We start from the raw sequence: 23,300 nt of genomic DNA, 5'->3' as shown, positions 1-23,300 counted from the left end.
TGCTTTAGCGAAACTTACTTCGTAAGCATGTTAAGCCATAGTCTCCAGCATTTTCAAAGTGACTCCGTACTTTAATGGAAGACCTGCGCAATAACGTTCACATTCCGCAGCAGCATAATGCCCCATTCTGGCAACCTCATTACCTATGCTTCCAGCAATATGAGGAGTTAGGATCACGTTCTCCAAATGGATAAAGGGACTATCCTCCGCAACAGGCTCGGGGTGAGTAACATCCAGCAAAGCAGTACGGGTCGAATCTTCACGTAAAGCGTGGATCAAATCCGCTTCAACCAATTGGGCACCTCGGCCTGTGTTAATAAACGTTGAATGTGGCTTCATTAAGTTAAAATGCTGTTTATTCAGTATCCCTACTGTCGTAGGCAGATTGGCCAAATGGTTGGAGATCACATCGCAATTAGCGAAAATATCGTGCAAATCCGTTTTACGGACACCTAGCTCCGCCGCTGCTGCATCAGGCAAGAAGGGATCAAATACATCAACCTGTAGCTCATATGGGCGCAGCATTTCGATTACCAGCCTGCCGATCATCCCTGCACCAAGAATGCCAATTTTCGCCTCATAGTTGCCCGGGAATACTTTAGATAACTCTTTTGATGCTTTATAGCTGCTTTTGTAAAGGGGGGCAGTTTGATAAAAGCCTTTATTGGCAAGCACAATTTGCGCTACTGTATATTCAGCTACCGGTACGGCATTTGCAGCCCAAGTGCTGACGACTATGCAATCACGGGCAATGTAATCTCTAGCAAATCGTTGCACAGTGCCTGCCGCATAAAATAGTGCTTTTAGATTGGGCAAATAAGCCTTGAGCTCATCTACAGTAAATAATGGCAGTCCCCAGGTTGAGAAAGCGATTTCCACATCAGCAAGCTCGTTGATGTAGCTATTGGCGTTCCCTGGATGGATCCACTCTGGGAATAATTGAACTTGGCTATTTAACCGCCCCATAACCGTTTCATCGAATACCCTACTGATATTCTTGTTATCGGGGTCCGCCAAAAATACAGCTTTTTTCAACATTTCTTAAAATCCTCCTTAGAGTGGCTTTTACCTAATATCTATAGAACATCATAAACCCGTTTGTTACGGATTTCCACTAGTTCAAGTATTTTAATCAGCTGTCTAAACATTCTTGTATAGAATCCAAAAATTATTAAGCTTACTGAGATGATCATTGCAACATATAACCTCCATTAAATCAATAAATAAAAATGATATAGTATATTAAAATCAATAAATTTACTTTATAGTTTTAAAGGTTTATAATTTATTTAAAATCAAAAGGGTGTGATTACGATGGCAAAAGTAACAGGTTTGGATGGAATCGTAGCAGCAGATACTGATATTAGCTTAGTTGATGGTACACAAGGGCATTTGGTTTATCGAGGATTTTGGGCCAAGGACCTGGCTGTTCAGTATGAATATGAAGAAGTTGCTTATCTTTTATGTAATGGAGTGCTTCCCGATCAGGCACAAAATCAGCAGTTTACAAAAAACTTAACAGAAAGCCGACAGCTACCCGAAGCCCTCAAGCGATTACTCGACATTATTCCCCGGGAAATGCCAATAATGGGTGTTCTACAAACAGCAATCGCTATGCTGTCTGGCGGTATTTTCATCTGGCCTCCTACTAAAGAGCAGGCGATTCGTATAACCGCAATCCTACCAACCATTATTGCCTACAGATATCGAATGCAAAATGGACTATCGGTTATTGAGCCCAAACCCGAATTAGGGCATACGGCCAACTTCCTGTATATGCTCACAGGCGAGCTGCCAAAGCCTGCTCATGTGAAGGCACTTGGCGCTTATTTGATTTTGGGCATGGAGCACGGTATGAATGCTTCCACATTCGCTTCAAGAGTTGTGTTATCCACACAATCGGATATGGCTTCCGCTATCAGCGCTGCTATAGGCGCGATGAAGGGTCCGCTTCACGGTGGGGCACCAACCGAGGTTATTGCTATGCTTGATGCTATAGGAAGCAAGGAGCATGCAGAGCCTTGGATTCGTGAGTCCTTGGAACGCGGGGATAGGCTGATGGGCTTTGGGCATCGCATTTACAAAACCAAGGACCCGCGGGCTGAAGCACTTCGTGAGGTGACAGAAGCCTTGTCCGGCAATGACCCTTGGTTTGATCTTGCGGTTCATGTAGAAAAGACGGCTGTGCGCCTGCTTGCAGAATATAAACCAGGTCGGCATCTGTATGCCAATGTCGAATTTTTTGCTGCCTCCATTATGCGTGCAATTGCGCTGCCTACGGAGCTGTTTACGCCAACCTTTACGGCGGCAAGGGTAGTCGGTTGGTCCGCACATCTATTGGAGCAGGCTGAGGTCAATCGTATTTTTCGACCACAATCGGTGTATACGGGGCCGATGCCGGGATAGAAGTTTCATTCAAAGGACAGGACTTCAGGAACGGCTGGAATATGCCTGTCCTCGCCCACGCACCACAGCGGGAGGTTACAACAACAATAAAGAACCGTCAGGATTCCCTGGCGGTTTTCCTTATCAATTGAGGTAGTTCGGGCTACGGTTTAACTGATCAGAGCCTTATTGCTTTCTTTTAGTTGGCCATTAGCAAAAAAGCGACTATGGAGGAGGATATATCCTCTCTTCATAGTCGCTTTAGTCAATATGGTTATTAAAAGATATTTAACATCGTGGCTCTGCACCTGTGCCTTTAAAATGCTTTTGCACAATCGTGTAGGCCCATTAAAACAATCTTGCCCATCAGCTGGAATTGGCTTGCAAATTCTTGCTGTGGCGACCTTTTCGCAGAAGCCGCAAAAAAACAGCCCTCCCCCAAGCTCGGGAAAGGCTGCTTATTAACGGCAATATCGATTTATTTGTTAAGCTTATGGCGCTGTTACTGTATTTTGATCCAAAGTGATTCCAGTCTGAGCTAATAACCGACCTTTGATGGATGCATTCGTTTTCATCGTAATATCGGTTTTGCTCAATACATTCCCTTCAAAATGTGCTCCCGTTCCAATCGAAACGGTACCCGCTGCCTGCCAAAAGACATTTTTAGCTTGGGCTCCGCCTGTAAGAATAACTTTAACGCCACTAGCTTCGGAAATTTTGCCTGCTGATTGGAAAATCCAAACATCATTGGCTCCACCATTAAGCGTAACATCGGAGTTAATGTTCACATCGGTACTCCATTTGTAAGTACCGCCTGTAAGTGTCCGACCGCTAATGTCTCCACTATACAGCTCCAAATGATCGGCTGGTCTTCCAGTGGCATCAACAAACGCTGTTTCCATATTGCTTATAGCTGTAGTCAGATTGCTAGGAGTAGGAGACGCGTTATTGGCACCGAATACTTTGCCATTAATTTGTGGCGAACGTGAAAATTCATTAGTTGCATCCGCGATTAGGGAAAATCCAGTAATAGCCGTCCAACCAATCGGGCTGACTCCTATATCTCCAGTAATCGCAGAGGTGGGAACATTGGTAATCCCTGCTTTTGACAAGATTACAAAATTGCCTGATATGCCAAGTTCTACTATAGCAGGTCCAACTGGCGGGATGCTAACCGTCAAGGCTCCCTCAGATGCCAAGGATGTGCCTGCTGCATTTACTAAGAACAATTTATAAATACCCACTGCTGCCGGTGCAGCAATCGTAGTTGCCGTCCCATTGCCTACAAGCCTTGTCATCGTAGTCGAGGGAGTAAATAGGGTTGTACCTGCTGGCGCTAACCATGCTGTAACTCCTGTTATGGGAGCGCTGATCGTTATGTTGGCTTCAGGCGTTACATTAGCTGTCGCTAAAACTGGCTGGGAAGGTGCTATTAGCGGTGTAGCTGTTGGCGTTGCACTCGCCACATTCGAATACATACTAACTGTCCCCGTGTTAGCTGCAGTTGTTTTGAAATAATAAGTCGTCCCATTAGTTAACCCGGTCACATTGTAAGTGGCCGTAGTTACAGTAGCAGGGTCGCTAATTTTAGTATAAGTTGAATTATCTAGTGACTGATACAGATTATAATAAGTAGCTCCTGTTACAGACAGCCAAGCTAATTGAATCTGTGTATCACCAGCAGATGCCGTGAAATTCGCTGGAGCGGAAAGAACTACGGGAGTTACCACCGTATTTCCATCAGAATCTGAACCGCTACCTGAGTTACTACCTGAATCACTGCCACTGCCACTGCCGTTGCTTCCACTACCGGAATTACCGCTGCCGTTGCTTCCACTGCCGGAATTACCGCTGCCTGTATTTCCACTACTGGAGCCTACATTACTTTGGGAATTAGCTCCAATTACCGTAATACCTGTGTCACTGCCCAAATACATAAGCTTGTAAACCGTCCCAAGTGTTTGCATACTTGTCGTTAATACAACTACATTGGAGGTGCCTGCCTTTAATTCAGCTCTGGTCGCCTCTAAATTATTATCAAAAGCGAAATCATTCAGAGCTACTTTAGTTACAGGTGAAGTAAAGGTGACTTCTATCGTTGAATTGTTTATTGCTATCGCTGAACTAACTTTTGGACTATTATTCATAAGCTCCTTCGCTTTATTAATGTAGGTGTTTTTGTTATGCATGAACTCATATGCCAAACGAGCTACGGCTTGTCTCTCTGAATTATCCTTAGGGCTGAATCTAGTAGTTCCATCCGGATTATCGATCCCTTGCGTGAAGCCTGTTTTAAAAGCCAAAGACACATGTGGTTGTGCCCAGCTCGATACTGTGGCCAGATCAGATAGCTTGGCATCGACTGCTACGTTGCCTGTTGTTTCCTCGAGACCTAATGCACGAATAAAGAAAATCGCAACCTCTTCTCTCGTTACTTTAGCTTCAGGAGCAAACGTTGTAGCTGAGGTTCCCTGTGTAATATTGGAGGCAACCAAAGCGCCAACAAAACCTCGGTACCAGCTATCCTTGCCTACATCCGTGAACGCCGCTGCTTGCTCTGGATTTTCTTTCAATCCAATCGACAACACGATAATTTTGGCTAGCTCGGCGCGGGTAATAGTTTTACGTGGCTGGAAGCTTCCATCCTCATACCCACTAATAATCCCATTATCCACTAAATTATTAATTTCTCTTTGTGCATATGAATCAACAATGTCGGTCAATTGTACAGGTGAAGGTGCAGCTGCGGATCCGATTGCTGAAGTTAATGAAAATACTAACATACTCACCAGTAAAAAAGATGAAAATAGCTTTTTGAATGATCTGTTCGTCATGTTTCTGCTCCTTCTGTTGCTTGCTTTTTTTAAAAAAACCATCACTTTACAAAAACCGGGAAGCTATAGTCACACTTCCATCTATTTCTTTTAACCAGTATTAGGTCTTTCGAACCTTTTATGTCTTATTTACTTTTAAGAACCGACATGAATTTCTCCGTCGACTCTGGATTATTTGAGTATAAGGTCTTATTCCATATGATTTTTCCGGTATCGCTGGGATCAATGATCGCCTACACCAGAACAACAAAAAACCGGGATCGCTGTGGAAGCAAATCCCGGTTTACATGCAAGCTAGCTTGTGCAATGCTTATTGCCAAGCGGTAATCACTAGTGACGCTAACGTCTTGTTACATGACGATTATGGAGCCACTTGCACCTTTTCCTTATCCTTCAATTGGTTCTGACCTGAAATGACCAATTTCTCGCCTTCGTTTACACCTGATATGACTTCCTGAAAGGTCTCATTAAGTCGACCAAGCTCTATTTTACGTTTTTCAACCAAATCACCTGCAAGGACAAACACGAAGGTTTCCCCATTCTCCCGGACTATACTTAACGAAGGAACCGTGATCACTACCTGATCTTGCTCTTCGGCGAGCTGGATCTGTGCCTTCATTCCCGGCTTAAGCTTGCGGTCTGGATTAGGAATCTGCAGCTCCAGTGAGTAAGACTGGGAGCTTGCGCTCATGATATCAGATAAATAACTCACTTTTGCTTTCTCTTTGTCCACTTTGCCTGGGACGTAATAAGTCAATTCTTCCTTGCCACGTATCAGATCCGCCGCTTCCTCGGTGAGCTCAGCCTTGATTTTAATCGGATCCAGCTGTTGAATTTGGGCAACCCGGAATCCTGCCGTTATCGTCATCCCTTCTTCAACAGGCAGGTCAGTCAATACCCCGCTTACGCTAGAATTCACGGTCATATTATCGATAGTCCGATCCGCTTCGCGAATTGATACACTAGCCATTTGCAGACCCTGCTCCAATTGAGCCAAGGAATTCGTGCTATCCAACGTCTTTAGCTTGCTTCGATTGGTTTCCAAATCAAGCTTCATGCCGTTAAGCTGGGTTTCAAGCAATTCGAGCTGATTCTTGGTTGCCAGCCCCAAATCATAGTCATTGCGCAGCTTGCTGTAGCTTTTCTCGGTATCCTTCAATGCAGCTTCGAGCTTGATTATGCCATTACTCAGCTCTTGTTTACCATTGTTTACATCCTCAAGCGCTTTTCCCATCTGCTGCTGGGTGCCTGACACGGTTATATTCGCCTTCTCCTTTTGGATCAAGATATCAGTGGGGTCTAGCCGCAGGATAACCTCGCCTTTCTCAATGTTATCGCCACGTTTCTTTGCAATTTCCATAATATCGCCACCTGCCTTGGTCACAATATCAATCTGTAAGGATGCAGCTACATCCGCCACCTGCTCTAAAGGCTCGCTTATTTTTTTCTTCTCGATGGGTGCCGTCTTAATCAATTTTAACTGCGATTCGTTCGTACTAGCTTCTTTCGGTGCGGCTTGCGGCTGCTCCGTGCACCCAACCAGCAGGGCGGCACTGATTACAATAGCTCCTGCCAGCTTAATACCCTGATAGACGGCTTGATTAGGTTTCATAAATGTTGCTCCTTCTATATGGATTATAAGATTATATTTATTTCGTTCATGGAGTAGCAGAGGCTGCATTGGAATCGGTAAGGGTAACATCCTTGCTTTTAAACAACCGTGAAATCCGTCTGTTCATCCCATCTATAAGCTGGTACATAACAGGAACCACAACCAACGTTAATATAGTAGAGGTTGTCAATCCACCAATAACGACGACAGCCATTCCCTTAGAGATTAATGAACCCTCTGCAAACCCAAGTGCCATGGGAAGCTGCGAAAGCACTGTCGCTGCTGCCGTCATGATGATCGGGCGCAAGCGCGTCACCCCTGCCTCCAATAAAGCATCCTTCACCGTTGCACCCTCCTCGCGCAATTGCTGTACTCTGTCTATTAGCACAATTGCGTTTGTAACTACAATCCCGATCAGCATCAGAAATCCGATCAGTGAAGTAATATTAATCGACTCATTCGTAATAAATAATCCGAGGAAGCCACCAATAGCAGCGAGCGGTAGCGAGAACATAATAACAAAAGGAGCGCTCGCGTTACCGAATGCAATAACCATAACCACATAGACAATAATAACAGCGGCAACCATCGCTAATGCCATTTGGCCAAAGCTATCCTCGATATCATCATTAACCCCTTGAACCTGGGTGCGTATTCCATCTGGAAGACCTACAGCCTTCAAATCCTCAGCCACTCTTGTGCTTACACCACCCTTATCCGTACTATTGATTTTGGCGGAAATCTTCACATACTGCTGTTGCATTTGCCGGCTAATCGTAGCAGGTGCATCCACCTGGCGAACTCTCGCCACTTCATTCAGGCTAATCGTTGCGCCGGTTGGGGCTGTGATACGGATTCGCCCGATTTGGTCTACCGAATTTTTGAATTTGTCATCTACCATAATTCGCGTATTATAATTGACGTTATCGAATTTCACTTCACCAATCTCAGTTTCAGTAAGCCATTGGCTCACCGCTTGTGTAATTTGGGCAGAAGACAATCCATATAGCCGTGCTTTATTCTGATCTGCACTTACAGTGACCTGCTGCTTCTTCTCGCTCAGGTTATCTTTAACTTCTTCGAGCTCTGGATATTCCGCGAGTTTCTTCTTAATGACTTCTGCACCGACAGCCAATTGGCCCAGATCATCACCCAAGAGCAGATAAGCGAAATCCTCTGTGCTTCCCCCTACCGCTGCTGTCAGCAAGGCACCCTCAACCTCTGAGCCTTTAGGTACCATATAAAGCATGATTTCCTTATATTGTTTGGCAACCTCCTTGGCATCCTGGCTCTCTGATACAGCCGCCATCAGCGTTGCTTTATTATTGGTCCGTTGCCCGCTGTTATTATTCTGGTCGTATCCGACCATCGATTCAAAGTACTCGAATACCGGTTGCCCATTGGCATCCTTGGCTTCGGCCATCATGGCTTCTATTTCCTTCATCTTCGTATCCAACGCTTCAAAGGATGTTTCGCTAGGCAGCTTTAACGTGAATTGAAGCTGCTTATCCGCAGCATTCTCCGGCATAAAGGCTGTAGCCAGAAAAGGGACAGTTCCGCCTATGGAAACTACAAAGACCAGTACTGAGGCAATCAGGATTTTCATGGGGTTACCTAAGGAATAGGCCAACACTTTCTTATACTGACGAGCCGTCCAACCAATTTTTTCCTCATGGTGCAGGTTTTTGCCCCCATTTAGAACAAGCAACTTGGCTAATATGGGAATGATCGTAAGCGCAACTATCAATGAAGCCAGCATAGCGACAACAATCGTTATGGCAAATGGCCTGAATATATCACCGATGATGCCACTAACGAACGTAATGGGCAAAAATACAGCAGCAGTTGCAAGTGTAGATGAAGTGATCGCTGATGCAACCTTCGAGGTTGCCAGCATGATCACAGACTCGTTGCGCTCTCGCGCCTTCTGAAGCTCGGCAAAAATGTTCTCGATGACCACGATACTGTCATCGACCACACGCCCGACTGCAACAGTCAAGCCGCCCAACGTCATAATGTTCAAGCTGAAATCCAATGAAGCCATGACCACTAACGTGATCATAATCGACAATGGGATCGACACGAGCACGATCAGTGTCATTCGGAAGTTACGCAGGAACAATAGAATCATAAGGCAGGCAAGAATAGACCCGAGTCCACCTTCCTCTAACATGCCGTGAATCGACTTCTTGACGTCTGTTGCCGAGTTGTACACACTTGTAAAGTCGATGTTCGGATAATCCTGCTTCCATACATTCATCATACGTTCCACTTCATCCGCGAATTCAACGGTGTTGGCGTCCTTGCTTTTATATAAGGTAATTCCGATAGCGGGAGCTGAGTTAAGGCGAGTAATTGTCTCCGATTCGGATATAGCTTCGACCTTGGAAAGCTCCTTGAGCAATACGGTCTGGCCCGTAGGAGCCGTAATTTTCATGTTTTGCAAATTATAGATCGTATTCAAGTCGCTTTCGACTCTGACAGACTGGGTGGTTCCATTCAAATCAGCCGTGCCAGCCGGACTTGTCACCAAAGCCGATTGAATACTTTGCGTAATCTGTGCTGGTGTTAAACCATATGTATGTAGCGCGTTGATATCAAGCTTCAGCTTCAATGTAGCTTCCTGCTCACCTACCGAATCAACATGATCGATCCCTTTCATTGCGCTTAATTCAGGCTCAATGATGTTCTTGTAGAGACGGTTCAGCTCTTCCTGATTCATATTTCCCTTGCCATGCAAGGCGGCGAAATAAACAGGAAATTCGTTACTGCCAAACTTCGATACTTTCGGTTTTCCTGCCTTTGCTGGCAAAACAATATCCGATAGGGCATCTTCTATATCGAGCTTGGCATCATCAGGGCTTCGCCCATTAACCAACTGGACAGTGATTGCCGACACACTGTCTACAGATGTTGAATTGATTTTTTTCAATCCCTCAACACCCACTATCCGTTTTTCAAGCTTTTTCGTAACATCCTCCATAACATCGTGTGGTGTGGCAGGATATATAGTCGTAACGAATACCACAGGCAATGAAATGTCAGGCATGCTTTCCTGCTTTAACGTCGTCGCAGAAAAACCGCCAGCTACGAACAGAATAATACTTATTATTAGAATTGCTGCAACGTTCTTCAAAGAAAAACGGGTTAACTGGTTCATCTCTCTTCCTCCCCTATCATCATCAACCCTTTATGCCTAGAGACCTCTACCGCCCCATTCTTCCTGTAAGCCCTCAAGCTTTTGTAGCAATAGGCTGTAACAACAAGATAAATCTTCGACCCTATGCTTAAAAGCAGTGAACGAGTCCTTTTCAATCGATTCTACTTGGCCCATCGTCTTCAGAGAGTTTAAAGTTGCATAGAATGAGCTATGAATTTTTTTGACCTTTTCCAGCTCATTTTGGATCACTGCTGAACACATCTCTTCAGAAATACAATAGTAATCTCTACGATCCCGGCTGGCAGGAATTTTTCTGCAAATTCCACTCCTCAATAAGGTACGGACCTGGACGCTTACCGCAGCCTTGGAAACCTTGAGGTTGTCGCACATATCCTGCAAGCTTAAAGGCTCGGGAGCAAACAGCAACAAGGAAAATATTTGGCCGACAATCGGGCTGTATCCGAAGGACTCATAAATAAGTGAAAATTGATTAAGCACGTCCTTTTGAAGCTGCGGTAAAGATGTTGGATCTCCTTTCATGTATCAGCTCCCCGTTCTTTACTTTCGTAGTGTTGCGAATATGATTGATGATAATCGCACAAAATGACTAGTCAGTCATATTATTATGACCAATAAGTCAGACATAAATATACCTTATATTTCCTCCATTTTCAATCAATAATACAGAAATAATTTCAATTATGACCGCTCGGTCACAACCTTGACGAATATAATGATAACCTTTAGAATGAGTTGTGCACGTATATTTGGCTCATTCGAAATTAATCAACGGGATGTGAAATGGCCCAATGAACAATAAAAAGGAATTATTAGTACAAGCTGCTATTAAATTATTCGGTGAACGCGATTATCATTCAACCTCAGTGCAGGACATTGTCAGCCTTGCTGGTGTGTCCAAAGGTGCCTTCTACCAGCAATTCCAATCAAAAGAAGAGCTGCTTGTATTTATTTTCAACCATAATTATTACGAAAAAGTGCGTAATGAACTCCATATGGTTACGCAGAACCAACTGCTCTCTCCCACCGAACGTATCATGAAGGGGATTGAAATTCAGTGCCAGATTGTATTGGAGAATAAAGATTTCCTGGCTATGATGATTAAGGGAGTTGCATTTACCGAGAAAACGATCAGTGAAGCCATGACAAGGGAGACCATCTCCTATGTTCATTGGTTTCGGGAACGGATTGAGGAACAATATGGCTCAGATTCAGATATTAAGCCTCATTCGATGGATTTGGCGAGCATACTTGCTGGCTCGTTAAAAGAATTTTTTTTCTATCATATCTTTTGTGACTATGCGGTCAATCCTGTCGTGCTTTCCCAATATCTTATCGAAAGACTGGAGGATTTGGTGGAGGGGATTATACGGAGGCAAAACACGGCTAGGCAAACTACCCCTATGCTCCGCGCATCTGAATTAAGATTGAACCCAGATGTGGTTCCTGTTAAGACTTTTGCTTCCAGTGTTGAAGAAATAATGGAATGGATTCAACAGCATATTGCTGATCCTCATAAGCTTGAAGAAATGCTCAGATCCTTACAAGCGGTAGCAGATGAAATGGATAAGCAGCCCTGCAACCCTACCATCATTCAGGGGATGTATGTGTACCTTTTGTCTTTAGCCAAAGATGATAAATCGCTGATTTATCAGTTAGAGCAAGCGTTCTCGCTCAGGAAACCATAAATGTTGCGACAATTTCCACCCTAAAGATAGCGACCATGTTGGGCGCAATACAAAGGGACGGTGACCATATGGCCACCGTCCCTTTTATTCATTTGCGTCATCACTTGATACGATTTGCCTTTACCTCTACTCTTTATCCAGCCCCTGCCCATTCAGGTAGCTCTTGATGTCCAGGCGTGAAGGTGCTTTCAGCTTGTTTCTCATATCCTCCGACCAACCGTTACTTCTTTTCCCGCCTGTACGCTTCATTATGTAATCCATCATCGTGTTATCGTAATCCGTGATTTGCTCCACCACCCCATCGGTTTGGTAAGTATTATGGTGCAATATTGCTTGCTGCGGCAATCGGGGCTTTTGCCCAGGATTCTGGTTGGGATAGCCTATGCACATGCCAAAAAGTGGACTTGTATATGCAGGCAGCCCTAACAGTTCGGACACAGCCTCGATCCGGTTGCGAATCGCTCCAATGTAGACGATCCCCATGCCTAAGGATTCGGCTGCGATAGCCGCATTTTGTGCAGCCAGTGCAGCATCAACGGTCGCGACGATCCAATTCTCCGTCGTGCCCAGGTATGCCTGCCCAGGATCTTCATGCATACTGTAGGCTTCCCTTAGCCGGTACAGATCTGCGCACCATACAAGAAAAACCGGACTTTTACTAATATGCGCCTGGTTGTCTGCCCACTCCGCAATCTGCTTTCTTTTGTCCTCATCTGTTATATGAATCACGCTATACGCCTGTACATTGCTGGAGCTGGAAGCCCTTTGCGCTGCTGATATGATGGTTTGAAGCTGCTCCTGTGTGACAGGTTGCTCAGTAAAGTTACGAATTGATTGGTGACTGTTCAGAAGCCGGATGGTCTCGTTCATGTCCTCATTCCTCTCGCTTTCAAGTATCCCTCTAAACCAGGAGCTTAATTCAAGCTTCTATATAGGTATTATAGGAATACTAGCTTACTTTTTGCAAGTGGATTCCCGTATGATAATTGTTATGAATGGAGCTTTTGAGGCTAAACTGGAGCTCCTAGGAAAGACCCCATACCCCGGGTAGGATATTTATAAAGGGTCTTTCCTTTAGGAACAAGGAGGCAAAGATACATTATACCTGCTAATCGAGTGGGTTGGCGGGGTTGCCTATCCCATCAGCCATTCCGTGCCCTCATGCACCATTCCACATGGTTATTTCCAAACACTACGCAGAATAATAGCAAGCAAAATGTACAGGACCAGAATCGAACCGGCTGACGACCATCCCCCTGCTGGTTTATGGCAAGGAACGGGCTGATGGCAAGGTACGGGATGATGGTGGTATACGGGTTTTTTTTGCTCGTAAATATTAATTTCTTCATAGCTGGCATGCACATTAATCGGCTGCATATAGCTGCTCGGCATTGCAGACGTCATTGGTTTGGGCATCGGCGCTGGCGCGGTATATGGCATCTGGGTATTGTACGTAGGCATAGGCTGATATTTTTCCATTCGGGACACCTCCATAAAGTGTAGGGCATGTAACTAGGGTACACAACAACAGTCTATGGAGCTTCACCCATGGGGAGCACGGTGTTCACCCATACAAGCAAAAATAGACGGTAGCCCGTCTAAGGGTTAGCCGCCTGTTTGATCTGTATTTTTAGGTTTGGATAAGTCACTTGTGAACCCAGTTGTGCTCAGGCGTTGGATAATTCATTCCAAGTTGGCAACGATACCTGCGCGCCATGCCTGGTCACGGTAATCGCAGCGGCCTTCTGGGCCTGTGCAATGGCTGCCGCCATGTCGTGGTGCTGCACATATCCGGCTACAAAACCGCCGATAAAGCTGTCGCCCGCGGCCGTCGTATCCACTGCCTGTACCTTGGCTGTCGGGTACATCGTGAACCCGTCATGGTCGATGTAGCAGCAGCCTGCTGCGCCTAGCGTCACAAGCAACGCCTGTACACCTTGCCCAAGCAGGGCAATCGCCGCTTGTTTCAGCGAGGCCTCATCGATAACCTCGATGCCGGACAGGCTTTGCAGCTCATGCTCATTAGGAACGAGCAAATCGACATATTGCAGCAATTCCTTGCTCAGTGGCTGGGCGGGAGCCGGATTCAAGATCGTGGTTTTGCCCAACTCTTTGGCCAACTTAAGCGTATAAACCACCGTAGCCATCGGAACCTCCAGCTGTAAAACCACGATCTCACATTGCTCGATAGCTGCCCGCTGCTGTTCAATATCCGCCACAGCCAGCTCGAAGTTGGCGCCCGGCACCACGATAATATGATTGCTGCCATGCCCGTCTACGGTTACAAGGGCAATACCTGTCGGCGTTGTGGATTCCATCAAATATTGCGTGTCCACACCTGCCTGCTGCAAAGAGTCCAATAATCGGGCGCCATGGGCATCCTTGCCGACTCTGCCTATCATGCTGACCGATGCTTGCAGCTTGCCAATAGCGACGGCCTGGTTAGCACCCTTGCCTCCCGGATTTTCCGACATTGCGATCCCGAGCAGTGTTTCTCCTTCTTTGGGCAGCTCCTGAACCTGGACCACAAGATCCATATTTAAGCTCCCTACTACTATAATTTTTGCATTCATTCCAGCTTTCCCCTTTTCGTAGATTGCCTGACAACCAGGCTGACCTCCAATTCATGTACCTGGTCCAAGTCATCACTTCCCGCTATTTTCCCCAGCAAAATTTTCACAGCCAAGGCCCCCATCTCATAGATGGGCTGTGCGATCGTCGTTAATTCAGGCTCGATCACCTCAGTGAGAAAAATCCCGTCGAAGCCACAAATCGCCACCTGTTCAGGAACCTTAATCCCCATCCGCAGCAAGGCTTTCAAAGCGCCTACCGCCATCAGGTCGTTACCGGCAAAAATCCCGTCGATATCGGGATGCCGCTCCATTAATTGCTTGGCCGCCTCCATTCCACCCTCCAGCTGGAAATCACCAGGAACCATCAGCTCAGGGCGATACCAATCATAGGCCTGTACGGAATCCATATACCCCTGCCTTCGCTCACTAGCTGTGAAGATTTCCGGTGGACCGTAAATATGGGCAATCTGCCGGCAGCCTGAATCTAGCAAATGCCTGACCGCAAGCTTGGCCCCTTCATAATTGCGAGAGCGAACCACACTGTATTGCCGGGTTGGCGCCCTATCCAAAACGACAAAAGGTATTTGATGCTTGTTTAAATAATCGATATCCTGGGGCTCTAAAGCATGTGTAGCAAAAATAATGCCGCCAATATAAGCCTGGCGGAGCAACTCGATATACGATTTGGGTTCACCAAGATGGTCATCCGCATTGCATAATATAACGGAATAGCCGTAGGCTCTTGCGACATTCTCCACTGCCTTGGAGAGCAATGGAAAATACGGGTTCGTTATATCAGGCAGAATCAAGGCAAGCGTCATGGTTTTCTGGTTGGCCAAGCCTCTGGCAACAGCGTTAGGCTCATAGTCCAGCCTCTGGATCGCATCGGCTACCTTGTTCTCAGTTTCTGTATGGACATAGCCATTCTTATTCAGTACTCGGGAAACCGTTGAAACCGAAACCCCCGCCAATTTGGCCACATCTCGAATAGTTGCCATATCAATTCCGCCTCTGCATACATATGTGCTGATAATCGCATTGATAACGATAATCCTATCTATTACAGTAACGCGCCTGCTAAATATGGTACCGGTACCACATCTGATATCATTTACTTTACCCTGAACTCAAAATGCTGTCAATAATAAGTAAATAATTGGTGGATATCGCTAAACGAACGGGTACGATAGTTAAATGGGGTAGACCGCCGCTGTGGTCTTTTTTTCATTGATGGGCTAATATCGTTTTGAATGAATTGACATTTTGTCAGAAGCGTCTATTGACAAGGAAAAGTATATAGTTTAATATTTCGATATATATAAATGTATAAATCAATGAAGGGAGGGCAACAGATGAGCACTGAACAAGCACATAATGAAGCCGTTAAGATCTTCAAGGCACTCGGGGAGCCAACCCGGTTAAATATTGTAAAGCTCTTATGTAAGCATAAAGAATTAAGTTGTACTGAGATGGGGGAGCGTCTGAATTTTAAAGGTTCCACCCTTTCACATCATCTTAAGCAACTCGTCGACTGCGGGGTTTTAAGGTTATCACGCAAGGAAGGGACTTACCATTATTATCAAATCAACCAGGATACATTAAAGAGTCATGTTATGCTTGGGACAGAGCAAGATTAATTTTTTTGGTTTATATTTCGATAAGAATAAATATATAAAATTATAAAGATATGAATGATCTGAAATACTGTCTGTTTGGCAGTATATTTTTCACTTAATAAATCGATAAGTTTAAATGCATCGAATTAATAAAGCGCCGGCTGAAACAAGAATTCCAGTCTTGCGCTGGGACTCAGCAGTCCAATGGCTTCAGCTTGTAATGGTAATTTAATTTGAGAGCTGTGTTGTACTTTTTTTCGTAAACAGAAACAAACCCGTATTGTCTAATTAAACAAGGCCATGAAAATGCGAAAGGAGGGGATGCCTGAGCAATTGACTCTCGAGAAACAGCCTGACATTGAGTAACCCGGCAGAGCAACGTCGCGAAGAGGTGATATTCTACTGGACACGCGAATTCAACTCGGGTGCATGGGTAGTCGAAGCCCTAAGGTAGCTCCACGCTCGATCATTGGTATTTTCAGAATCACTGCAACAACCATCTATTTAAACATCGGGCTGCTTTAATGAACGAAAAGTGAACTGCCGTATGCAATACAAACTTATAGTGGGGTGTGAAAGGAGGTCAGAGTATCAAACATAGGCAAACAATTGGTAAGTTGGTCCGGAGAGCTTAATTCGCAAAAGAGGCCACTCGCACAATATGGGCCAGAAATGCTTGAAGATCTCAAATTTGAAGCACTGTTATGGTCTCGATCAAAAATTATAACCTAATTAGACAACCCTTGCCTGTAAGCGGAGTTGATATTTGATGAGTGCAAACAGATTTAAAGGATTGGCTCTACTCTTCCTGGCTGTATCTCAGTTAATGATGGCGCTCGATTACACCATTACTTTCGTCGCCATGCCGTCCCTTGGCGAAGAGCAGAGCTTCTCCGCGAACATCTTCAATGGGTAGTCAGCGCTTATTCTCTATCTTATGGCGGATTTCTGTAAATCGACGGACGATTATCCGACTAGTTGGGAAGACGTCTACATTAAATAATTGCACATCGATGCAAAAAGGAGAGTATCACTATGCAGAACAAACCCGTCGCCTTGGTAACCGGGGCTAACAAAGGAATTGGTCTTCAAATCGCGAGGGATCTTGCGGGGCACGGATTCACCGTGCTCGTGGGGTCGCGCAATCTCGAACATGGGGAGACGGCCGCGAAGAGCATCGGCGCGGATGCCCGAGCACTCCAACTCGACGTCACAAGCCAGGCTTCCATCGCCGCAGCGGCGGACCGCATCCGAAGCGAGTTCGGTCGGCTCGACGTGCTCGTGAACAACGCGGGCATATCGCACGCGGGTGAGCCGGGCAGGTCGATCGCGGAGATCGCGAATTCGGGCCGTCCGAGTGTCGCGTCTCTCGACGAGGTACGCGCGGTGTTCGAGACGAATGTGTTCGGCGTGATCGCCGTCACGCAAGCGTTGCTGCCGCTCCTACGTGAAGCGCCGGCGGCACGCATCGTCAACCTATCGAGCGACTTAGGTTCGCTGTCAATGAACGCAGATCCAAGCTTTCCGCCTCGTGCGGTGTTCGGTGCCGTTTACAGCCCGTCGAAGACCGCCCTCAACGCGATCACACTCGCCTTAGCCATTGAACTCGAGTCAACAGGCATCAAGGTCAATGCTGTGTGCCCGGGCTTTACCGGGACGGACCTCAACAATTTCGAGGGCACGCGCACCGTCCAAGAGGCTGCAAGCCAGCCCGTGCGCCTCGCGCTTCTCGACGAGAACGGCCCGACGGGCACGTTCTCGAACGAAGACGGCCCGCTTCCGTGGTGACGTAGTCTAGAGCGTGTGATCAAAGGGCTTCTCCCATATTACAATAGGGAGTGTGTCATCAATTGGAATACGTAAAACTTGGACGCACTGCTTGGACGTACTGAAACTATGCCTTGGATGATGCATGAGCCTCGACGTACCTTAACGCGGCAACACCGCATGGTCGCTTAAGGTGAGAAATGGTTCTAGGCTCTGCATCAGCAAGGCTGGCTCAACATTCCGACAATCCTGATCCTGATCACGAGGTTTAGCCGTTATAGCGTGTAAGGTGAACCCTACCATAATGACGGCTAAATTTTGAGATTCTAAGATTTCTTGGACGATTGACAGTCCGAAGCCGATTCCATCGCCTTTTCTCCCTCCGTCAACACAATAGAACCGTTCAAAGACGCGCTCGCAATCCTAAGGCGCGATTCCTCTTCCACGATCTTTGACGGTAATGTATACTTCCTCTTCCGTTAATACGATTCCGAGTAATACGATTCCGAGGAAATGCCCTTCGTTTCCGTATCGAATGGCATTGTCTAGCAAGTTGCGAAAGGCTCGTTCGTTCGATAAGAGACTGATTGATATCAATCACCGCGTCTCTATCGGGTATGCCTACTTCGATTGTGAAGTCCTGGCCATCCAAAATCAACAGGTAATCCGATACAATCTTCCGCATCATTTCGGACAAGTTATACGGAGCAAAATGGAGTTCGAGTAAATCCTCATCCTGCTGCGAGATGTCCAACAGTTGATCCAGTAAATTGTCCATGTGGCGGGATCGCTGCAGAATGATTTTCGCACCGGACTGAAGCTCTTCCTCGTATAAATGACCTTGGACGAGCGCGCATAGAAGAAGTATTGCCCTTTTTGCATCGCTTCGCTTGCAAACTTAAGAGCAAATAATAGGACCGCGTATTATGGTTAAGGGAATAAACGAACGTTATCGGTTCGTAGGCGCCCCACAGGTTGTTCGGCATATTTGCCATACGACCCACCAATTGCCTGAAGTCTAACGCCCCATTTCGCCGGAAGTATCGTAGATTACCGTCCCGTCAGAAGCGATCCATTCCAAGTAGATCCGGATTGCGGCTATGAACGGAATCCAGCACCTGCTGAAGGTTATTCTTGTCGAAAGCGATTTGCCTCTCGATTAAATTCAGTGTCTCTTACGAAATCGAGTTCAACTTGTCCAAATTGTAGCCTTTGGCCCAAAAACAGAATCAAACTGCTTACAGAGCTGATCAGCATGATGAGTCATAGCTTTGTGCGATTGTTCATCGTCCATCTCCCGAGAAACGATATCCAATTCCACGTACGGTATGAAGGTGAAGCGGGGAATCAGCAGTGTTTTCGAGCATCGTACGGAGCCGGTTGATAAATACACTCAAGTTATTGTTGTTACAATTTTCATGCTTCCAGATATGTTGGTAGATGTCTCTCCTGGTCAGCGTGCGATCGGGATTTGTCATAAATAATTGTAGAAGCTCGCATTCAATCTCGGTTAATGGGTGCCGTATCCCGCCATTGTGAAGAATTAAATTGTCTACATCGAGAACCAGGTTATTCAATCGAATGATCTCGGACTGATGCGATGTATGAGAAGTATATCTCCTTAATTGAGCCTGAACACGGGCAATCAGCTCCATCGGGCTAAATGGCTTCGTGATATAATCGTCCGCCCCCAAGCCGAGCGTGTCCACTTTATCCTGTACCTCTCTTCTGGCACTAAGCGCGACAACGAGCGTTTTTGAACTGGTTTTGCGCAAATAGTGAAGCACCTCGAAGCCATTCCCATCGTCCATCATGATGTCCAAGATTATTAATTCAATGGGATGCTCCTGGATCCGCTCGATCGCCTGCCGCCCCGACTCGGCTTCGATGATTTGCAAGCCCGCACGCTCTAGGTGAATACGAATCAGCGCGCGAATGTCAGGCTCGTCATCGACTATTAAAATTTGACTCATGTTGTCGCCCACTCTCTGCAAGAATAATTGTTTTTTAATCATACCAAACCTATCAAGGAAAAAACACAAGAATACTGTCTCGATATGTCGAAAAATGTCATGGTCTTGGAAACCCATTAAGATTTCATTAAGATTCAGTCGAAAGATAAGCTTTATACTTGTAGTACAAATGATTTATTAGGAAGGCTGAGAAGGCATAGGATACGTAGAACTTTTCAGTAAAGAAGGCGGCGATCAGCAGCAGCTGGACTTCCGATTCATCATCATGCATTTCGTGCGAAGTTCGCCGTGCTCACTTCGTTTCCTTCAGGAGCTACTGCTGCCTCTTGCGAACCAATCATTATATTTTCATTAATTGAACGACCAAAAAGGAGACTCTCAATGTTATTTACTATTAATCGTACAAAATGGCTGAATGTTGCACTCGTTTCGTTACTATTACTGACCATCTGCTCTCCCTTTAGTGTGGCGGCCGAATCTCCGAAGCCGCAGGTAAGCCAGGAGGGATCTGCTACTTCTGCCCAACCCATGAAGAACGTGCAACGCTTTTCGGATGTACCAGATACAGCATGGTACGCAGAGGCGGTTAACGCTTGGATTATGCTGGGAATTCTTAATCCAAAGCAAGGAGATAACCTGAGTCCCCAGCTTGTTATGACACGTGGTGATTTTGCTAAGTTTCTTGCGATCTCATTAGGTCTGTCCCCATCCAAAAGCACCTTACCGTTTAAGGATATGTCTGTTGGCGGTGATTTAACCGGGTATGTTACTGCCCTCCATAATGAGGGGCTGGTGGCAGGTTACGAAGATGGCACGTTCCGTCAGGACATAGAGATTACAAGGGCTGAAGTGGCGAGCTTGATTGTTACGGCCAAGAAGCTGAAGCCAGAGCCGCAAGTCGGCAGCGGATTCCGTGATGTTCCGCAGAATAGCTGGTATGCTGGCGCAATAGGCGCCTTGACGAAAGCGGGTATTGCGAACGGGAAATCGAAGGATAACTTCGATCCAAGCGCAAACATTGTGCTGGCAGAAGGGATAACGCTGCTTTATCGCTCCTTCTACAGTCCGTCTATCATTCAAGACATTGGCAATAACGGCACAATTCAGATTGATGGCCAGACCTATCACGCGGGTGCATCGGTACAGGGCATTTTTCAACCATCGAACAAAGCTGCTTTGCACAATGCGGCGATTCAGTTCACCTCTGCTGGGGATACGATAAAGTCTGTTGAAGGGCTGATTATCGGATACAAAGACGCATTAACAGGAACGGATGCACCTATACTATTCGATGCCCAACGTGACGCGGTCATCGGAAGCGTAATCGTGAACTCCAATCACGTTGTGTTGGCTAACTTGGAGATTAAAGAGGATTTAAATTTGACATCGGCAGTTCAGTCCGATTTCTTTGCCTACAATGTGCTCGTTAAAGGCAAAACGGTCTTCTTGAAAGATAACGATCGTCTTGAATCTCAGATCACCAATATATGGTTCGACAATAGCGATTTCGGTCAATTATATTTGTACAACAGCGCGCTATTGAAAAAGGTAGAAATCAGTACGGACAAGATGTCCAAATCAAGCTCCAAGTCAAAGGGAGAAGTCCGCACCTTGGCAATTGCCACCACAAGCCAAGTTACAACCGTCAGCAATCTTTATACTGCTCTCTTTAACCGCGCCCCAGACACCGCGGGCCTTAATTTTTGGGCAAATGCCTTAAATAATGCCTCAAATAATACCGGAACTGGTCCCGTCAGTATAACGACGGTTACCCAAGGCTTTTTGACGGCTCCGGAAGGAACTTCTTCTTACCCATCGTCTACTAATGCCGAAGCTTTTGTAACAAGTTTTTACCAGAAAACGTTTGGAAGAGCACCAGATGCGGGAGGTTTAGCGTTCTGGGTAGCAGCACTGAACAACGCTGGAGGCGCAAACAGTGAGACTGCGAAGACGAGCGTCACCTCGCAGATAATTAATGTTGTAGGCACACCCATCGGCACGTTTACAGCAAAGGTAGATACCGACCTCAACGTCGATGAGTCGTCTTCGCTTGATACACTCAACGTTCAGTCTGGCGTTAAAGCGAATTATTTTGGTCAAACGTCAATCCCTACGGTGAACCTCGGTGATTCGGCTGCGACCGACGCTAAACTACCCGGCAGCACCTCCCTCACCGCTTCAGTGGACATCGGTCAGATGACCGTACACGACAATGCCGGAGCAGTTAACCTGAATGTGCAAGGGATGATCGGAAGTCTTCAGATAACTGGAGCCAATTCTCAACTTGTTCTGGGAGCCGGCACTTCTATCGGTAATCTGAACGTTTCATCGGGAGTAGATCCTGCAACGATTTTCGTAAATAGCGCTGACCTTGCTAGTGTGAGGTCTATCAATGGGCAATCAACTGCACCAGTATCAAACACGAACTCGAAGTCGAACTGGAAGCCGGACCCGGACCCGAACCCGGTCACGCTGATCGGTGTGCCGAGCGTCCCAACGAATGTAACGGCGATCGCAGGAAACGGAACGGCAACGGTTAGCTTCGACGCACCGTTGAGTGATGGTGGGAGTGCGATAACGGGCTATACGGTTACGTCCAGTCCAGGAGGATTCACAGGAACGGGTACAACCGCGAGTCCGATCACGGTCACGGGATTGATGTATGGCACGGCGTATACGTTCACGGTAGTCGCCACGAATATTGTAGGTGACTCCGCGGCATCATTGGCATCAGGGAGTGTGACACCCGTCGCGCCGATCGGTGTGCCGAGCGTCCCAACGAATGTAACGGCGATCGCAGGAAACGGAACGGCAACGGCAACGGTTAGCTTCGACGCACCGTTGAGTGATGGTGGGAGTGCGATAACGGGCTATACGGTTATGTCCAGTCCAGGAGGATCCACAGGAACGGGTACAACCGCGAGTCCGATCACGGTCACGGGATTGACGTATGGCACGGCGTATACGTTCACGGTAATCGCCACGAATATTGCAGGTGACTCCGCGGCATCATTGGCATCAGGGAGTGTCACACCCGTCGCGCCGATCGGTGTGCCGAGCGCTCCGACGAATGTAACGGCGATCGCAGGAAACGGAGCAACGGTTAGCTTCGACGCACCGTTGAGTGATGGTGGGAGTGCGATAACGGGCTATACGGTTACGTCCAGTCCAGGAGGATTCACAGGAACGGGTACAACCGCGAGTCCGATCACAGTCACGGGATTGACGTATGGCACGGTATATACGTTTACGGTGGTTGCAACGAATGGCGTGGGATCAAGCCCTGCTTCTTCCCCCAGCAACCCAGTCACGCAGTGAAGCAAGGGATTGTTGAAGGCTATCCTGAAGGGACGTTTAAGCCAAATGCCCTAATTACGCGTGCGGAATTCGTCATGATGCTTATGAATGCACTGAAGCTTACAAGTGAAGACGCAACGTTAAGCTTCACCGATACGCAAAGGATCCCCGATTGGGCGAAGAACGTGATCACGCAGTCTGTAGAAGCTGGGATCGTGTCCGGTTATGACGATGGAAGCTTCCGCCCATTCGCGAATATTACGCGGATGGAAGTGGCGGTAATGATAGCTAAGGCATACGGTAGAACACCAAATAAGAGAATTTGGTGCAAGGAGACCTTTAGTCATAGGGTCTCCTTTTTTTGATGGGTAAGGCTG

Annotated in this window: 18 protein-coding genes; 7 read left to right on the top strand and 11 right to left on the bottom strand. The window is 46.6% G+C overall.

The window, feature by feature from the left end:
- Window positions 1–30 precede the first annotated feature (30 nt).
- The gene (locus G9U52_RS25035; RefSeq protein ID WP_166153379.1) at window positions 31–1,038 is read right to left on the bottom strand and encodes a hydroxyacid dehydrogenase; all 1,008 of its coding nucleotides are present in this window, start codon (window positions 1,036–1,038) and stop codon (window positions 31–33) included.
- Window positions 1,039–1,314: 276 nt separating this feature from the next.
- Between G9U52_RS25035 and G9U52_RS25030 the strand changes: the two genes are divergently transcribed.
- On the top strand, window positions 1,315–2,406 hold the full coding sequence (locus tag G9U52_RS25030) for a citrate synthase/methylcitrate synthase (protein ID WP_166153378.1): 1,092 nt from the start codon (window positions 1,315–1,317) through the stop codon (window positions 2,404–2,406).
- Between the two features lie 470 nt (window positions 2,407–2,876).
- On the opposite strand, the gene G9U52_RS25025 is transcribed toward G9U52_RS25030, so the two are convergent.
- The 4 genes from G9U52_RS25025 to G9U52_RS25010 all read right to left on the bottom strand — a co-directional run bounded on the left by G9U52_RS25025 (window position 2,877) and on the right by G9U52_RS25010 (window position 10,531).
- Window positions 2,877–5,219: an ice-binding family protein gene (locus tag G9U52_RS25025; RefSeq protein ID WP_166153377.1), complete on the bottom strand. Its 2,343-nt coding sequence runs from the start codon at window positions 5,217–5,219 to the stop codon at window positions 2,877–2,879.
- Window positions 5,220–5,580: 361 nt separating this feature from the next.
- On the bottom strand, window positions 5,581–6,831 hold the full coding sequence (locus tag G9U52_RS25020; protein WP_166153376.1) for an efflux RND transporter periplasmic adaptor subunit: 1,251 nt from the start codon (window positions 6,829–6,831) through the stop codon (window positions 5,581–5,583).
- 46 nt (window positions 6,832–6,877) lie between these two features.
- The gene (locus G9U52_RS25015; protein WP_166153375.1) at window positions 6,878–9,991 is read right to left on the bottom strand and encodes an efflux RND transporter permease subunit; all 3,114 of its coding nucleotides are present in this window, start codon (window positions 9,989–9,991) and stop codon (window positions 6,878–6,880) included.
- Window positions 9,992–10,027: 36 nt separating this feature from the next.
- Complete coding sequence (locus G9U52_RS25010) at window positions 10,028–10,531, bottom strand: GbsR/MarR family transcriptional regulator (RefSeq protein ID WP_166153374.1); 504 nt, start codon at window positions 10,529–10,531, stop codon at window positions 10,028–10,030.
- Window positions 10,532–10,800: 269 nt separating this feature from the next.
- Between G9U52_RS25010 and G9U52_RS25005 the strand changes: the two genes are divergently transcribed.
- The gene (locus tag G9U52_RS25005; RefSeq protein ID WP_166153373.1) at window positions 10,801–11,697 is read left to right on the top strand and encodes a TetR/AcrR family transcriptional regulator; all 897 of its coding nucleotides are present in this window, start codon (window positions 10,801–10,803) and stop codon (window positions 11,695–11,697) included.
- Window positions 11,698–11,823: 126 nt separating this feature from the next.
- Here G9U52_RS25005 and nfsA read toward each other — a convergent pair whose 3' ends face one another.
- From nfsA to G9U52_RS24985, 4 genes are all read right to left on the bottom strand, one after another.
- A complete protein-coding gene (gene nfsA / locus G9U52_RS25000; RefSeq protein WP_166153372.1) occupies window positions 11,824–12,567 on the bottom strand; it encodes an oxygen-insensitive NADPH nitroreductase in 744 nt (247 codons plus the stop codon).
- Window positions 12,568–12,876: 309 nt separating this feature from the next.
- Entirely contained in the window at window positions 12,877–13,176 is a 300-nt protein-coding gene (locus tag G9U52_RS24995; RefSeq protein WP_166153371.1) for a hypothetical protein, read from the bottom strand.
- A gap of 188 nt (window positions 13,177–13,364) precedes the next feature.
- Entirely contained in the window at window positions 13,365–14,270 is a 906-nt protein-coding gene (gene rbsK / locus G9U52_RS24990; RefSeq protein WP_166153370.1) for a ribokinase, read from the bottom strand.
- Window positions 14,267–15,268: a LacI family DNA-binding transcriptional regulator gene (locus tag G9U52_RS24985; RefSeq protein WP_166153369.1), complete on the bottom strand. Its 1,002-nt coding sequence runs from the start codon at window positions 15,266–15,268 to the stop codon at window positions 14,267–14,269. Before G9U52_RS24985 ends, rbsK begins: the two co-directional genes overlap by 4 nt.
- Before the next feature lie 354 nt (window positions 15,269–15,622).
- On the opposite strand from G9U52_RS24985, the gene G9U52_RS24980 reads away from it, so the two are divergent.
- From G9U52_RS24980 to G9U52_RS24970, 3 genes are all read left to right on the top strand, one after another.
- Window positions 15,623–15,907, top strand: coding sequence for an ArsR/SmtB family transcription factor (locus G9U52_RS24980; protein ID WP_166153368.1), 285 nt, complete (start codon window positions 15,623–15,625; stop codon window positions 15,905–15,907).
- Between the two features lie 748 nt (window positions 15,908–16,655).
- The gene (locus tag G9U52_RS24975) at window positions 16,656–16,802 is read left to right on the top strand and encodes a hypothetical protein (RefSeq protein ID WP_243767534.1); all 147 of its coding nucleotides are present in this window, start codon (window positions 16,656–16,658) and stop codon (window positions 16,800–16,802) included.
- A gap of 119 nt (window positions 16,803–16,921) precedes the next feature.
- Complete coding sequence (locus G9U52_RS24970; protein WP_166153367.1) at window positions 16,922–17,674, top strand: SDR family oxidoreductase; 753 nt, start codon at window positions 16,922–16,924, stop codon at window positions 17,672–17,674.
- Between the two features lie 382 nt (window positions 17,675–18,056).
- On the opposite strand, the gene G9U52_RS42120 is transcribed toward G9U52_RS24970, so the two are convergent.
- Together G9U52_RS42120 and G9U52_RS24960 are read right to left on the bottom strand one after the other, a co-directional pair.
- Complete coding sequence (locus G9U52_RS42120) at window positions 18,057–18,431, bottom strand: ATP-binding protein (RefSeq protein WP_243767533.1); 375 nt, start codon at window positions 18,429–18,431, stop codon at window positions 18,057–18,059.
- 505 nt (window positions 18,432–18,936) lie between these two features.
- On the bottom strand, window positions 18,937–19,626 hold the full coding sequence (locus tag G9U52_RS24960) for a response regulator transcription factor (protein ID WP_166153365.1): 690 nt from the start codon (window positions 19,624–19,626) through the stop codon (window positions 18,937–18,939).
- A gap of 381 nt (window positions 19,627–20,007) precedes the next feature.
- Here G9U52_RS24960 and G9U52_RS24955 point away from each other — a divergent pair, with 381 nt between their 5' ends.
- Window positions 20,008–22,944: a fibronectin type III domain-containing protein gene (locus G9U52_RS24955; protein WP_166153364.1), complete on the top strand. Its 2,937-nt coding sequence runs from the start codon at window positions 20,008–20,010 to the stop codon at window positions 22,942–22,944.
- Complete coding sequence (locus G9U52_RS24950) at window positions 22,941–23,288, top strand: S-layer homology domain-containing protein (protein ID WP_166153363.1); 348 nt, start codon at window positions 22,941–22,943, stop codon at window positions 23,286–23,288. Before G9U52_RS24955 ends, G9U52_RS24950 begins: the two co-directional genes overlap by 4 nt.
- Window positions 23,289–23,300 lie beyond the last annotated feature (12 nt).

The sequence above is a fragment of the Paenibacillus agricola genome (assembly GCF_011440305.1).
Classification (GTDB): Bacteria; Bacillota; Bacilli; order Paenibacillales; family NBRC-103111; genus Paenibacillus_S; species Paenibacillus_S agricola.
Note: the sequence above shows the minus strand (reverse complement) of the source record. Positions and strands in the feature narration are given on the sequence as shown.